The following is a 14,227-nucleotide window of genomic DNA, read 5'->3' as shown; positions in this document are numbered from 1 at the left end:
TCGGATTACGTTCACCTGATTATCGATGACAAACCTGACATCGCTTTATCCAAATTAATCGCTAACCTTAAAACAGTTAGTAGTCCCATTAATTAGAAAGGAATTTCCGGATTTGGCGGCAAAGTATTTCTACAATAAACCCTATTTTTGGACGGGAGGTTATTTCGTGGCTAGTTGTGGCGGCGTTACTGTCGAACAACTAAAAAAATACGTCGAGAACCAAAACTCCCCGAAAGTGGAAACGCTACCGCGTTAGTTTTATTCTGGTCGCGATTCATCTCCCGTTAACCGCTACGCAGTTTAACGGGAGTCCTCTCGCGACCTTGAGATAGGCTGTTCTGCATTTAAACTAGATCTCTTGCATAAAAAGCTCTCGGCGTAGCTGATGGGCAAAGAGTGAAAAATTACAAGGTTTCTTAATATTAATTTACAATAATCTCGTCGGCGCTGTCGGGTTGGTTCATTTCCGTTAGGGTTTGCCAACCTGATTGCCAGAGATTCGCGTCTTGCAACTGTTTAGCATTAATCCAGAAGCGGACAGTCGGATCGCAGGAAGCGACTAATTCGGCAAAAACCCATTGACCGCGATTTTGACGATTGATCACTTGAAAATGTCGCCAGCCCCATGTTTTTTGTTTTGCCGTCCATTTTGATCCCAAGAGATGGGGATATTTCTGTTTTTTGGGCATAAAAGTTAAGACATCTGAGTTCGGGATAGGCTAAAACCCTTATATTATCCTATGTCTGCCAACCCGATTCTTTTCCCGGAGCGATCGACTCGATGACAAACTGAAAAAAAGCCAGCAGAACAAAAGTCAAATTATCGGGGCGCTTAAGTGCGCCCCAGTTTTGGCTAATAACCGCGCCAAACACCAACCAAAACCCCTTGCACTTGTACTTGTTCGGTATTGGCTGTAATTGGTTGATATTTTTGATTAGAGGGTTGGAGAGTGATGATTTCTCCTTCTTGGTAGAAACGTTTTAAAGTAGTACCGTGGCCTTCGACTCTAGCGGCGACGATTTCCCCATTGGACACCGCTTCATTACCCGTCAGAGAACGCATAATCACCAGATCCCCATCGGCAATATGATCCTCGATCATACTGTCTCCGGAAACCCGCAGAGCATAACAGTCTTGACTGCGTTGCAACAGGTTAGAAAGATCGAGTTTTTCTTCCACATCGGTGAAGGGTTCCACTAAACCACCAGCAGCGATCGCACCGAGAACCGGTAAACCTTGCACTGGTTGTTTGAGAATCCGCAGAGTGCGTGCTTTTCCTTCTGTCCAATCAATATAGCCTTTGGCGCGTAAACGTTCTAAACGGCTTTGAATCGGTGCGGGAGAGCGTAAATTCATCGCTCGCATCATTTGCCGGATGGAAGGGGCGTGTTGAGTAGTGCGAATATACTCAATTAGCCAGTCGTACAACTCCTTTTGCGCTTGAGTAAGGGTTTCGAGGTTAGTCATGATCTATTTTCCTATCCTTGGGTTAAGATAATTTGTACTTTAGTTCATTTGTGTTTAACCTAGTACATCTTAACTTCATCGGCTGACTAAATCAACTGGTTATTAGATCTCTTGCAAAAATCAAAAATTGTCGTGGTTGGTTAGGAGTCGGTCGTCAGCCTTGAATCAGTTATCAGTTATCAGTTATCAGTTATCAGATGCGAGTTACAGCGTTTCTCAGATAGATGAGGTTCGTTCTTGCGGCTAAAATACTTGATTAGCAAGGTTTAATCTGTGCTTCACCTTGACGAGAAAGGCTGTATCGGTTCACTGATTACTGATTACTGTTCACTGATAACTGAAAAGTTTCCCCACTTCCCCACTTCATAATTAATAATTCATAATTCCCTCTCCCTGCTCATAGACAGTCTTAATGAGTAATTTAGATAGTCAACAGCTTATCTTCTGACCTAGCACTTTTTTTTAAAAAGTATCATTAATTTTTAAGTAGTCGGACATAAATTCTGTTGTCTATCTTAAGAAATGTAAATTGCCGCAATTCTTCCTGACGACCGACGACCGACGACCGACGACCGACTCCTTACCCCACCCACAGTTAACTTTACTTTTGTCCAACTACTTATTTATCAATTCTCAATATTAATTAACCCCAGTGTCGGTTGCTGGCAAACTCAGCAGCGTATTAAGAAAAAATAACGAATTGCTAGAAAGCCGAGAATCTGGATAATGATCGAGGTGGAGACAGAAAAATTGCTCTACTTAAGCCTGTCTGCCGTAAGCGTCCAATAGTAGATAGGGAGTCAAAAGCGACGCTCAAAGAAGATCCTTCGGTTGTCAGGGAAACGAGAGGATATTTAGTGCGAAATTGAGCCGTAAAAAAACTTAAAATCCCGACAAATATCGTAAAAACTAAGGGGAACACATGACCAAAAAAACCTATGCAACCATAGACGGTAACGAAGCCGTTGCGCGCGTTGCCTATCGTCTCAGTGAAGTAATCGCTATTTATCCTATCACTCCCTCCTCGCCTATGGGTGAATGGTCCGATAGTTGGGCGGCCGAACGCAGAGCTAATCTCTGGGGAACCATCCCTTCCGTAATCGAAATGCAGAGCGAAGGTGGGGCAGCGGGAACCCTGCACGGAGCGCTACAAACAGGATCTTTAACTACTACTTTCACTTCCTCGCAGGGATTATTATTAATGCTCCCCAACTTCTACAAAATTGCGGGGGAATTAACCTCTTCAGTGGTTCATGTGGCGGCCCGTGCTTTAGCAGCCCAAGGATTGTCAATTTTTGGGGATCATAGTGATGTCATGTCTGCCAGAAGTACGGGTTGGGCTATGTTAGCGGCTAATTCCGTTCAAGAAGCTCAAGATCTGGCGGCTATTGCCACAGCTACCACCCTAGAAACGCGGATTCCTTTTCTGCACTTTTTTGATGGTTTTCGTACCAGTCATGAGGTGCAAAAAGTCGAATTAATTAGCGATGAAACTCTCAAAGAACTGATCGATGAAGACCTAATTATTGCCCATCGTCAAAGGGCTTTAACTCCCGATCGACCGGTTTTACGAGGCACGGCACAAAATCCCGATGTTTATTTCCAGGCAAGGGAAAGCGTCAATCCTTTCTATTATGCTTGTCCCGATATCGCTCAAAAAATTATGGATCGTTTTGCCCAATTAACAGGACGGCAATACCATCTCTATGAATACCACGGTGCGCCCGATGCCGAAAGAGTGATTATTCTAATGGGATCGGGAGGGGAAACCGTCCATGAAACCGTTGATTATCTCAATCAAAATGGGGCTAAAGTTGGGGTTTTAAAAGTTCGTCTCTATCGTCCCTTTGCCGCCGAAAAATTACTGGCAGCTTTGCCCACCACGGTGAAAAAAATAGCCGTTTTAGATCGCTGTAAAGAACCCGGTGCCGGGGGCGATCCGCTATATTTAGACGTGGTAAATGCCTTTATGGAAGACTACGAAGGCAAGCTGCCGAAAATTGTGGGAGGACGCTACGGTTTATCTTCCAAAGAATTTACTCCGGCCATGATTGCTGGTATATTTGATAACTTAAGTCTCGACAAACCGAAAAATCACTTCACTATTGGTATCGTTGATGATCTCACCTTTACCAGTCTGGAATATGACCGCAGTTTTTCCACCGAACCGGACGAAGTAGTGCGGGCGGTTTTCTACGGTTTAGGTTCCGATGGTACGGTGGGAGCTAACAAAAATTCAATTAAAATTATCGGTGAAGATACTGATAATTATGCCCAGGGTTATTTCGTCTATGATTCCAAAAAATCTGGGTCTGTCACCGTTTCTCACCTACGCTTTGGCCCCCATCCGATTCGCTCTACCTATTTAATCACTGATGCTAACTTTATCGCCTGTCATCAGTGGGAATTTGTCGAACAATTTGACCTGCTAGAAACCGCTAAATCGAACTCAATTTTTCTCCTGAATAGTCCCTATCCACCGGAGGAGGTATTTAGTCACTTACCCCGCAATCTCCAGCAAACTATCATCGATAAAAATCTGCAAGTTTATACGATTAATGCCACTCAAGTAGCCAAAGAAGCGGGGATGGGCAGTCGGATTAATACCGTGATGCAGGTGTGTTTCTTTGCCCTAGCGGGGGTTTTGTCTCGGGAAGATGCGATCGCACAAATCAAAAAAGCTATCCGCAAGACCTACGGCAAGAAAGGCGAAGAAATCGTGCAGATGAACATCAAAGCTGTGGATTCTGCCCTAGAACACCTCTATCAAGTGCCAATTCCCGCCACTGTCACCCCGGAAGCTTTTGAATTAAGACCTTCGATTCCCGACACCGCACCCGCTTTCGTCCGAGAAGTCCTCGGCAAAATTATCGCCCGTCACGGGGATGAATTGCCCGTTAGCGCCCTTCCCAACGATGGTACTTATCCCACCGCCACTAGCCAATGGGAAAAACGCAATATTGCCCAAGAAATCCCCGTTTGGGACGCTGATGTCTGTGTTCAGTGCGGTAAATGCGTTCTCGTTTGTCCCCACGCCGTTATTCGCTCAAAAGTCTATGATGAGGCCGAATTAGCCACGGCCCCGGAAACCTTTAAAGTCGCTAATGCCAAGGATCACGACTGGAAAGGGCTAAAATTCACCATCCAAGTGGCCGCCGAAGATTGTACCGGTTGCGGTATCTGCGTTGATGTTTGCCCCGCTAAAAACAAATCGCAACCGCGTCTAAGAGCGATTAATATGGCTCCCCAATTGCCCCTGCGGGAACAGGAACGAGTTAACTGGGATTTCTTCCTTAATTTGCCTAATCCAGACCGTTCAAGCCTAAATCTTAATAAAATTAACCATCAGCAAATGCAGGAACCTCTCTTTGAGTTTTCCGGTGCTTGTGCCGGTTGTGGTGAGACTCCCTACGTTAAATTGGTCAGTCAGCTATTTGGCGATCGCATGATAGTGGCTAATGCCACCGGTTGTTCATCTATCTACGGAGGTAATTTACCGACAACACCCTGGGCAGTTAACGCTGAAGGTCGCGGTCCAGCTTGGTCGAATTCCCTCTTTGAAGATAATGCCGAATTTGGCTTAGGATTCCGAGTTTCCATCGATAAACAGGCAGAATTTGCCGCCGAACTGTTAGCAACCCTCGCTAGTGAAATCGGAGAAAGTCTAGCGGCAGATATTCTCAATTGTCACCAAGTCGATGAAGCGGAAATTTACGAACAACGGCAACGGGTAGAGGCCTTAAAATCCCGTTTAGGGCAATTAACCCCGACCACGCAGGTGAAAATGTTGTTATCCGTGGCCGATTATCTGGTCAAGAAAAGCGTCTGGATTGTCGGGGGTGACGGTTGGGCCTACGACATCGGTTACGGTGGCTTAGATCACGTTTTAGCTAGTGGTCGCAATGTGAATATTTTGGTCATGGATACGGAAGTTTACTCGAATACGGGCGGCCAGGCCTCGAAAGCTACTCCCCGCGCCGCCGTAGCTAAATTTGCTTCTGGTGGCAAACCCGGACCGAAAAAAGACCTCGGTTTAATGGCCATGACCTACGGTAACGTCTATGTGGCCAGCGTGGCTATGGGGGCAAGAAACGAGCAAACTATCAAAGCTTTCCTAGAAGCGGAAGCTTACAACGGGCCATCGTTAATTATCGCCTATTCTCACTGTATTGCTCACGGGATCAACATGACCACCGCCATGAACCATCAAAAAGAAGTGGTGGAAAGCGGTCGCTGGTTAATGTACCGTTATCATCCCGATTTAGCTAAAGAAGGCAAAAATCCCCTGCAATTGGACAGCCGTGAGCCTAAGCTTACCGTAGCGCAAACTCTCTACTCGGAGAATCGCTTTAAGATGTTGGCCACCAGTAAGCCGGAGGAAGCTAAACGTCTCCTCAAAGAAGCACAAGCAGATGTGGACACACGCTGGCAAATGTATCAGTATCTAGCAGCAAAAGGTACAGGGAGCAAGGAATAGTTATGAATCTACACACTACCTACATGGGTTTGCAATTGCGATCGCCGCTAGTCATCGGTGCGGCCGCACCCTTGAGCGAGGATATCGACAATATCAAGAAAATGGAAGACTTCGGAGCCGCTGCCGTGGTTTTACACTCCTTTTTCGAGGAGCAGATTAAACAGGAAAGACTGGCTCTACACCATCATTTTACCCACGGAGCCGAGAGTTTTGCGGAAGCTTTGACTTATTTTCCCGAACCGGAGGTTTTTCACATTGGTTCCGAGGAATATCTCAACCATATTCGCAAAGCCAAAGAAATGGTCGATATTCCGATTATTGCCAGTCTCAACGGTGAGACCTCTGGGGGATGGTTGGAGTATGCCATTCAAATTCAACAAGCGGGCGCTGATGCTTTGGAGTTGAATGTTTATTATGTTCCTAACGACCTGGAATTAACCGGAAATCACGTCGAACAAAACTATATTGATATCCTCAAAATTGTCAAATCGGAGGTATCAATTCCCGTCTCGATGAAGTTAAGTCCCTACTTTAGCAATACGGCCAATATGGCTAAACAATTAGCGGAAGCGGGGGCCGATGGGTTGGTATTATTTAACCGTTTCTATCAGCCGGATATCGACTTAGAAACCTTGGATGTTCACCCCAATATTATCCTCAGTAATCCCCAAGCAATGCGTTTACCCCTGCGCTGGATTGCCATGCTTTACGGTCGTGTACCGACGGATTTTGCCGCTACCAGTGGTATTCATAACGCCATCGACGTGATCAAAATGATGATGGTGGGGGCAAAAGCAACTATGTTAGTTAGTGTTTTATTACGCCACGGTTTGGAGGAAATTATCAAGATCGAACAGGGTTTATTGCATTGGTTGGAAGAAAATGAGTATGAATCGATCGAGCAGTTAATTGGCAGTATGAGTCAAATGAATTGCCCAGATCCTAGCGCTTTTGAACGGGTACAGTACATGAAAGCTCTGCAAAGTTACGAACCTGTTTGGAAACGTTTTCAAACCACCAGCAAATAAAAGTGGGAAGTGGGGAGCTTTTTTCAGCGATCAGTAAACAGTAAACAGTAATCAGTGAACAGTAAACAGTAATCAGTTATCAGTTATCAGTGAACTGATAACTTAAGTAGGTAGGCGTTAAAAATTATCAGACACCCCCCTTATCAAGGGGGGATTAAGGGGGGATCGAACCTAAAATCCATTTTAAATTTAATTATAACCAGCTACTTAACTGAAACCTGAAAACTAACATCTGATAACTGATAACTGATAACTGATAACTGATAACTGATAACTGACTCCCGACAAAGAAAAAAAAATCCTGGAGGATATAACCATGAGCGAGAATCAAAGGAAAAAAATCGGCATTCTGACCAGTGGTGGCGATTGCCCGGGGTTAAATGCGGTAATTCGTGCCGTGGTGAAAGCATCAAAACTCAAGGGTTGGGATGTGTACGGCATTCCCTACGGGACCGACGGTTTTATGCAGATTGCCGAGGGAAAATATCACCCCCAAGATTTGATCCTGACTCACCATGGCTATAACCTGCCCGGGATATTGAAAGGATTAGACGTTTTGCAGTTTCTTAGTGGTAGTGTCTTGGGTTCTTTGAGCAAAGGACATCCCGAAAACCCAGAAATTGCCACGAAAATCCTGCAAGGATACGAAATGCTGGGATTAGATGCCCTGATCGTCGTCGGGGGCGATGGGAGCATCGATATCATCTATGATCTCGCCCAGAAAGGCAATTGGAATATTATCGCGGTTCCCAAAACCATCGATAATGACGTTCCCTATACGGAATGGGCCGTCGGTTTTACCACTGCCGTCGATATCGTCACCCAAGCTTTGTATGATCTCACCTTTACCGCCGCTAGTCACGAAAGGGTGATGATTGTGCAGGTGATGGGTAGAGATGCCGGTCATTTAGCCCTTCATGCTGGGATTGCTGGGGGTGCCGATGCGATTTTTATTCCCGAATTAACCCCTGCTCTCACTCCCGAAATTATCGACGGTTGTTGTCGTCATTTGGCAGAATTACGCGCTCAAGGTCGTCAATTCGCTCTCATTGTAATTTCTGAGGGTGTTAAAAACGAAAATAACCAAAAAGAGAAGTATATTGCCGATTATTTAGAAAAATTGATAGTTGACAAAACTCGCTCTTTGTGCGTTACCGATCCCGTCTTCTGTTATCTCAATTCCATGGATGTGCGGGCCATGTCTTTGGGACACCTGCAAAGAAGTCGTCCTCCTTTGTCCATGGATCGACTGTTAGCCACGGCTTTCGGCATTAAGGCTGTAGAATTAATCGAACAGGGAAAACTCGATCGCGTGGTGATTTGGCGCGGGGGACAAGTGCGTAGTTTGCCCCTGAAACCAGTGATCAAAATTATCAAACAATGCCATCAAGAGAATCGCTGTGCCTATCCCGTGGATCCTGATGGTTTCGTCGTCAAAACGGCCCGTTCTTTGGGAATTTACCTAGGGGAAAATACCACAACCGAGACGGCAGTGGTTCCGCAAGCTGTGGAGGTGTTGGTTTAGTTATAATAAAGCGAGAAGGGTTGCTCATACCTTCTCGCTTGGTTAATTGGTTAAGATATTTAATTCTGATTGCTTCTAATCTCCTGAATATCTTGCCAAAAATCGGCTCTTGTCACATTTTTTAAGGTCTGTTGACGTTCTTGAGTATAGTCACCAAAACCCCATCCAGTATCTTGTAAAAAGCGAATAGCATCGACTTGTCCTAATTCTTTAACTAATGCTTAATAGCCTTTTTGTCTTAGCTCAATTGGTGTCATTGTTTTCATCTCCTTGTAATAGCAAAGTTTCCATTAACCAAGTAACAAGATTATCCAATTTTACTTGCAATAATTTACTGCATTTTATGGCTTTTCTAAGTAATCTGTCATCAGTGATTAACAATACATCTATTCTAGCATATTCGGCGCAAGCGATGTGAAAAGAATCATAAAGATCAAATCCTAAATATATAACCAATACTGTTTAACTGTTGTCCCATTCTTCATCACTAATACCCGCTTGTTTGAGAATTTCCTTAACTAAATCTATAGAGATTTCTTGATTTCCATGAGGGTTAGGGATGCGAATTTTATGTTGACCCTTTTTCATAAATTGATGTTTACTACCAGAAAAAGGTCCTGTGTAACCTAAAGCTTTCAATTTTCTGATTAATTTTCTGCGAGAAATTGCTGATGGCATAACTAAACTTCTGCAACTGTTGTAACTTTAATTTCTAATCCATCTATGATAGGTAAAGGGTCGCCATCTTGTAATTTTAAAATGATCCATTCTTCTAGAACTTCTAGTAAGTCTTGACGGCATTCTTCAACGGTCAAGCCATTTCCCCAAACGCCTTGAAAGCCTTCTATTTCAGCAAACCAAGTACCGTCATTTAGCCTTTTGTATTGTGCTTGCTGTAAGGCTTTTTCATAATAATTGGGTAAGATCATTTTCTTCTCTAAATCTCCATAATATGTAACTACAAGGATTATAAAGCAAATAATATAGTGGTACAGGCACACTTCGGCAAGCGGTTATTGAGCGTAGTCGAAATGCAGTGCAAGTCTTGCCTGTAACAGGCTGGAAGCTTGTACTACTATTTAAGGCGATCGCATTTAATCCCTGTCAAATCATAGAATTATTCTGCCATCAAATCATAGTCCATCACATAATCACATAAATCACAGTCAAGACGATTTACCCCCAATCCCATCACACAAAGCCCTATCCTCCTCCCTGACACCAGAATTAGGATTGTGCAAATAAGCCCGTACCCAAGCGCAACTACGCCCCATTAAAGCGTCTAAATCCCAACCATTGCTCCCATTCCACAGTTTGATAGTCTTGTCAACACTGCCAGAAGCCAAAGTCTTGCCGTCGGGGCTGAAACTGACGCTATTGACAAGGTTATCATGCCCCTTGAGGGTGCGGATTTCTTTGCCTGTTTCTACATTCCAGAGTTTGATGGTGTTGTCACCACTACCGCTCACCAATGTCTTGCCGTCGGGACTAAAATTAACGCTTGTGACAGGGCTATCATGCCCCTTGAGGGTGCGGATTTCTTGGCCTGTTTCTACATTCCAGAGTTTGATGGTGTTGTCACCACTACCGCTCACCAATGTCTTGCCGTCGGGACTAAAATTAACGCTATAGACACTACTATTATGCCCTTCTAAAGTATAGCGTTCACTTCTCACCCCATTTCTCGCCGCCGGTTCAGCAATAGCTAATCTTAACTCACTTTCATCCATATCCGTTAACATCTTGCTATACTGATCATGGATTTTTCCTAAACTGGGATAAGGACTTAATTTATCTAAAAAATCCGCCCTCATCGTCATCACAATTTTAACCAAACTATCATTCTTTTCAATTAATTTAATCAAACTTTTAATAAAAATATCCGTTTCTGTCTTCGGTGTACGAGTAAATAATTCCTCAAATTGATCAATAAAAATAAACCATAAATCAGAATTATTTTTTAATCCTTTAACCACCTTAATTAAAGTATCTTCCTTAACAGCTTGTGCTAATTTCGCTTGAGATTGTGTATATCTATTCCCTAAAAGACAACCATAAAAAGACTCAAAGGGATTAACATCAGGAACAAAAGTTAAATTAACCAATCTATTCGCGCCAAAATCATCCTTTAACTTAGGAATTAAACCCGCTTGCACGAGAGAAGATTTACCACTTCCCGACGCACCTAAAAGCAATAAAACATTCTTTTGCTTTAAATAATCGGTTAACTCAATAATCCAATTATCTCGCCCAAAAAACCTATCCTTATCATCTACCTCAAACTTCCTTAAACCCAAATAAGGTGAACCCGTAATTAAAGTTTGAGCCTGAATCTCAACTCCTGACTTTTGGGTAATAATATATTGATTGATTACACCGCCACTAATATCACCCGCAATTCCCTTAAATTCACCATCACCAATAAGACCTTTAACATCACCCCCTATTTCTGAATAATAACTTTTATCAGTCATTTTTGCTACCCCAAAATTATTCTTTTAAAGTTAACTTTAAATTGCAGTTTTAGAATTAGCACTCTTTAAGGACTTCCTACTAAACCAAACAATTTAGCCAAACCGCCTAAAATCGTTACAATTAAAGCGACTAAAATCCCTCGACTGACGAACTCTTGATTCTCTAAGCGCTTTTCCAAGCCATCAATTTTTCCCTCTAAACGCTTCTCACTACCATCAATTTTTCCCTCTAGACGCTTCTCAATACCATCGATTTTTTCCTCCAGACGCTTCTCGACACCATCAATTTTTTCCTCCAGACGCTTCTCGACACCATCGATTTTTTCCTCCAGACGCTTAATTTCACCTTTAACTTCACTAAGTTCAATCTTAATATCAGTAACATCTTTTTGAAGATTGTCTAACTTTTGATTGATTTGAATTAGAAAATCTTTAAGTTCTACCTCAACAGTAATTGACATAAATTTCCCTCCTAAATAATCCTCAACTAATTAATGTTCTGACTAATATTTCCACCACTAATATCTCCTGCAATTCCCTTAAAAGTACCATCTCCCACCATTCCTTTAATATCACCACCAACATTAATATTATACTTACCTGTAGCAAATTCTTCAGGTTTTAATTGCTTAAGTAATTCTTCTGCTGTCTTAATAACCTCTGCATCTCTATCAATTTTTGCTTCAAGTAACTCTTCTTTGAGCAGTGTTTTTACCCCCTCTGAATCTGGTTTTTTCTCATGTTTATCGACGATATCACTATCATCTGTTTTCCCTTTTTCTGCAAATTTCTTCTTAATCAACGCTTTTAAACCCTCATAAGCATCCTTAACGGCTGTTCCTGCCGTATCCTTAGCAGCAGCCGCCGCACCAGCAGCCAACGCAGCGAGAATTAGAGAAATCGGTTCCATTGCCTGAGACTCCAAATTAGATATTGCTGACTCAATCTTAGATCAAAGCAAAGTATCTGACGCAATTATGGCGCAGGTATTGGGCGCGGATGGCTTGCTCGTCGGGGTTGTTGGCTACTACTGCCAGTTGCACATAGGTGGGATAGTAGCGACAGAAGGTGTAAATCCCACTGTCATCTAGGAGCCATTGGGTGAAGATGCCCTGCTTGTTCGGTAAAAATCGTTCGCACTGAGGGATGATTTCGACGGGATAGCCGAAAATCTGGACAAAACTGGGAGTAGCAGTCCTCTAGATGCGCCCAATCAAGCGCACACTCAGTATGAAAAACGTTGTCATGAAAATTGCTCAAATTCACTTTAACCTAGATTTGTAGAAGTTGGATTAAATTATCTCAAGGGAACAAAACCAGCTTTTTCAATTAATTCCTGTCCTTGATCGGTTAATAGTAAATTAGCGTAAGCTTCCCCCGCTTGTTCGTCTAATTGACCATTTTGTTTGATAATAACAAAAAGACGACGGGTGATCGGGTATTCTCCCTTTTGAAAAGCTAATTCATTCAGTTGATTACGCTTCTGGGGACATTGGGAAGACGGGATCGAAGGTTCTTGATAGGGGGCAACTAACTTATTTTCGCTTTTACCGAGGGGTAAAGTTTTAATTCCACACTGGGGAACTACTTCCGGTGCAGAAGCATAGTAAATTCCTCCCGGATTTTGGGAAACCTTTCTGAGAGCGGGAGTTGTACTATAAATGTACTGAGTGCTACTCCCAAAATCGGCTTTTTCTAAAACCTGATCGATAAAAAATTCCACGGTTCCCCCATCTTCCTTGCGTCGGGAATAGGGAATAATGGCTAAATTAGGCCCGCCCACTTGCTGCCAATTGCTAATTTTTCCTGTATAAATATCTTTTAACTGGGTAATTGTTAGACCGGAAACCGGTAAATCGGGATGAACCGCGATCGCAATTCCATCGATAGCCACGGGAACCTCTTTTAAGGTCAATCCCCGTTGTTGAGCGCGTTGTATTTCCTCATCTTTGAGCGATCGAGATGCTTGGGAAAAAGCCAATTGATTCTCGATTAACATCCGAATACCGCTGCCGGTGCCGGGGGTTCCCGTAGTGGGATCGGTATAGACGAGGCGAAATTTCGGCCAGACTTGCTGGATGATAAAGTCCACTTTCTTGCGAATCGGGGCCCAAGTGGTACTTCCCCCGTAGTTAAATAATCCTTCCGGGACATTTTTAACCGCAGCTAACGTTTCGGAAATTTGATTATTCGAGGAGGAGGAAGAAGAAAAATTAGATCGATCATTGAAATTGGGAAAGGTTTTGTTGAGCAACCACCAAGCAATTCCTCCTAAAAGTGCCGATGTCACCATAACCGTCAACAGCAGGGGAAGAATTTCATTTTTCTGGGACATAAAATCAGGATCAGGCTTCGGACTACTTTAATGATAATACCAGCTTTTTTTAATGACCCTAGCTTTTACAATTCTGTCGGGTTGTGCCAAGGGTTAAGGATAAACCATAGAGACACGAACAACAGAAAGGAGAGGACAGATTCGATGAGTAAAACCTATCAGATAAAGGACAAGATAGCGATATAACCTGCTTGAGCATCTTCTCCTGTTGACTGGCTACAGATATTCGAACAGCAAAAAACTTGAACAACAAAAACTAGAAAAGCAAGGGATGGAGGCAACCCCATCCCCAAACTAGACAATTAGGCTATTCTTTTTTATACATCACCTCCACCACGGTATGTACGTTACCTCTGGGATGAAAATCTCCCTTAACTTTCATCTGCAAGGGTTCGCAAGCGGCCACCAAATCATCTAAAATTTGGTTAATTGCTTCTTCGTGGGAAATATAACGATCGCGATAACTATTAATATAAAGTTTAATCGCCTTTAATTCCATCACCTTTTGATCGGGAACGTAGCTAAGATAAATAGTGGCAAAATCGGGATAACCGGAAAAGGGACACTTACAGGTATATTCCGGCAGAGTGATCTGAATATCGTAATTTCTGCCAGGGCGTGGATTGGGGAAAGTAATTAATGTTCCTTCGGCAATTTCTCTTTCCCCGTACTTAACTTCAATTTTTTCGGAAGACTGAACCATGTTTTTTCCTAACTAGACACTGTTTCCTATCATAGCTGGAATATTCTCTTAAGAGGCGTTACCGAATCAACAGTTGACATCCTCGCCGCCCTAAAAGTGCGGCGATTCCTAAACCTCACGATTTAAGTTTCTGCTTCAACCACCGTTGCATACCACGGTTAAAAAACCATGTACTGTCTTACACAAAGTCCACAGACTTTCGCGACCTTTCAGAAGC

General features: G+C 43.1%; 12 protein-coding genes and 1 pseudogene. 4 read left to right on the top strand and 9 right to left on the bottom strand.

Going from position 1 to position 14,227, the window contains the following annotated elements:
* Positions 1 to 256, top strand: a pseudogene (gene tnpA, locus IM322_RS22500) (IS200/IS605 family transposase); the annotation flags it as partial.
* A 166-nt stretch (positions 257 to 422) separates the two neighbouring features.
* Here the strand turns inward: tnpA and IM322_RS22495 are convergent.
* Together IM322_RS22495 and lexA are read right to left on the bottom strand one after the other, a co-directional pair.
* A complete protein-coding gene (locus IM322_RS22495; RefSeq protein ID WP_287674155.1) occupies positions 423 to 689 on the bottom strand; it encodes a TIGR02450 family Trp-rich protein in 267 nt (88 codons plus the stop codon).
* A gap of 164 nt (positions 690 to 853) precedes the next feature.
* The gene (gene lexA, locus IM322_RS22490; RefSeq protein WP_286823853.1) at positions 854 to 1,468 is read right to left on the bottom strand and encodes a transcriptional repressor LexA; all 615 of its coding nucleotides are present in this window, start codon (positions 1,466 to 1,468) and stop codon (positions 854 to 856) included.
* Positions 1,469 to 2,390: 922 nt separating this feature from the next.
* On the opposite strand from lexA, the gene nifJ reads away from it, so the two are divergent.
* From nifJ to IM322_RS22475, 3 genes are all read left to right on the top strand, one after another.
* A complete protein-coding gene (nifJ, locus tag IM322_RS22485; RefSeq protein WP_287674158.1) occupies positions 2,391 to 5,945 on the top strand; it encodes a pyruvate:ferredoxin (flavodoxin) oxidoreductase in 3,555 nt (1,184 codons plus the stop codon).
* Between the two features lie 2 nt (positions 5,946 to 5,947).
* Positions 5,948 to 6,973 carry a dihydroorotate dehydrogenase-like protein gene (locus tag IM322_RS22480; RefSeq protein ID WP_287674160.1) on the top strand — a complete coding sequence of 342 codons (1,026 nt, stop codon included), beginning with the start codon at positions 5,948 to 5,950 and terminating at the stop codon, positions 6,971 to 6,973.
* Between the two features lie 316 nt (positions 6,974 to 7,289).
* A complete protein-coding gene (locus IM322_RS22475) occupies positions 7,290 to 8,498 on the top strand; it encodes an ATP-dependent 6-phosphofructokinase (RefSeq protein ID WP_287674161.1) in 1,209 nt (402 codons plus the stop codon).
* 462 nt (positions 8,499 to 8,960) lie between these two features.
* Here the strand turns inward: IM322_RS22475 and IM322_RS22470 are convergent, their stop codons facing one another.
* From IM322_RS22470 to queF, 7 genes are all read right to left on the bottom strand, one after another.
* Positions 8,961 to 9,176 (bottom strand): type II toxin-antitoxin system HicA family toxin, encoded by a 216-nt coding sequence (locus tag IM322_RS22470; RefSeq protein ID WP_002797028.1) that lies wholly within the window; start codon positions 9,174 to 9,176, stop codon positions 8,961 to 8,963.
* A gap of 2 nt (positions 9,177 to 9,178) precedes the next feature.
* Complete coding sequence (locus IM322_RS22465) at positions 9,179 to 9,427, bottom strand: type II toxin-antitoxin system HicB family antitoxin (RefSeq protein WP_287674164.1); 249 nt, start codon at positions 9,425 to 9,427, stop codon at positions 9,179 to 9,181.
* A gap of 237 nt (positions 9,428 to 9,664) precedes the next feature.
* Positions 9,665 to 10,972 carry an NACHT and WD repeat domain-containing protein gene (locus IM322_RS22460; RefSeq protein WP_287674166.1) on the bottom strand — a complete coding sequence of 436 codons (1,308 nt, stop codon included), beginning with the start codon at positions 10,970 to 10,972 and terminating at the stop codon, positions 9,665 to 9,667.
* Between the two features lie 65 nt (positions 10,973 to 11,037).
* Positions 11,038 to 11,433, bottom strand: a complete 396-nt coding sequence (locus IM322_RS22455) for a hypothetical protein (protein WP_125730553.1) — start codon at positions 11,431 to 11,433, stop codon at positions 11,038 to 11,040.
* Positions 11,434 to 11,459: 26 nt separating this feature from the next.
* Complete coding sequence (locus tag IM322_RS22450) at positions 11,460 to 11,882, bottom strand: Het-E N-terminal domain-containing protein (RefSeq protein ID WP_287674170.1); 423 nt, start codon at positions 11,880 to 11,882, stop codon at positions 11,460 to 11,462.
* A gap of 387 nt (positions 11,883 to 12,269) precedes the next feature.
* Positions 12,270 to 13,307 carry a PstS family phosphate ABC transporter substrate-binding protein gene (locus tag IM322_RS22445; protein ID WP_287674172.1) on the bottom strand — a complete coding sequence of 346 codons (1,038 nt, stop codon included), beginning with the start codon at positions 13,305 to 13,307 and terminating at the stop codon, positions 12,270 to 12,272.
* Between the two features lie 307 nt (positions 13,308 to 13,614).
* Positions 13,615 to 14,010 carry a preQ(1) synthase gene (queF, locus tag IM322_RS22440; protein ID WP_002740916.1) on the bottom strand — a complete coding sequence of 132 codons (396 nt, stop codon included), beginning with the start codon at positions 14,008 to 14,010 and terminating at the stop codon, positions 13,615 to 13,617.
* Positions 14,011 to 14,227: the final 217 nt, after the last annotated feature.

The sequence above is a fragment of the Microcystis sp. M109S1 genome (assembly GCF_020247025.1).
In the GTDB taxonomy this organism is placed as follows: Bacteria; Cyanobacteriota; Cyanobacteriia; order Cyanobacteriales; family Microcystaceae; genus Microcystis.
This window is presented reverse-complemented; position numbering and strand designations above follow the sequence as displayed.

What these genes read in the sequence shown, in the direction of transcription:
- IM322_RS22470 (WP_002797028.1), bottom strand. Translation starts at nt 9,176, where the DNA reads ATGCCATCAGCAATTTCTCGCAGAAAATTAATCAGAAAATTGAAAGCT.
- IM322_RS22480 (WP_287674160.1), top strand. Translation starts at nt 5,948, where the DNA reads ATGAATCTACACACTACCTACATGGGTTTGCAATTGCGATCGCCGCTA.
- IM322_RS22465 (WP_287674164.1), bottom strand. Translation starts at nt 9,427, where the DNA reads ATGATCTTACCCAATTATTATGAAAAAGCCTTACAGCAAGCACAATAC.
- IM322_RS22460 (WP_287674166.1), bottom strand. Translation starts at nt 10,972, where the DNA reads ATGACTGATAAAAGTTATTATTCAGAAATAGGGGGTGATGTTAAAGGT.
- IM322_RS22475 (WP_287674161.1), top strand. Translation starts at nt 7,290, where the DNA reads ATGAGCGAGAATCAAAGGAAAAAAATCGGCATTCTGACCAGTGGTGGC.
- lexA (WP_286823853.1), bottom strand. Translation starts at nt 1,468, where the DNA reads ATGACTAACCTCGAAACCCTTACTCAAGCGCAAAAGGAGTTGTACGAC.
- IM322_RS22455 (WP_125730553.1), bottom strand. Translation starts at nt 11,433, where the DNA reads ATGTCAATTACTGTTGAGGTAGAACTTAAAGATTTTCTAATTCAAATC.
- IM322_RS22445 (WP_287674172.1), bottom strand. Translation starts at nt 13,307, where the DNA reads ATGTCCCAGAAAAATGAAATTCTTCCCCTGCTGTTGACGGTTATGGTG.
- nifJ (WP_287674158.1), top strand. Translation starts at nt 2,391, where the DNA reads ATGACCAAAAAAACCTATGCAACCATAGACGGTAACGAAGCCGTTGCG.
- queF (WP_002740916.1), bottom strand. Translation starts at nt 14,010, where the DNA reads ATGGTTCAGTCTTCCGAAAAAATTGAAGTTAAGTACGGGGAAAGAGAA.
- IM322_RS22495 (WP_287674155.1), bottom strand. Translation starts at nt 689, where the DNA reads ATGCCCAAAAAACAGAAATATCCCCATCTCTTGGGATCAAAATGGACG.
- IM322_RS22450 (WP_287674170.1), bottom strand. Translation starts at nt 11,882, where the DNA reads ATGGAACCGATTTCTCTAATTCTCGCTGCGTTGGCTGCTGGTGCGGCG.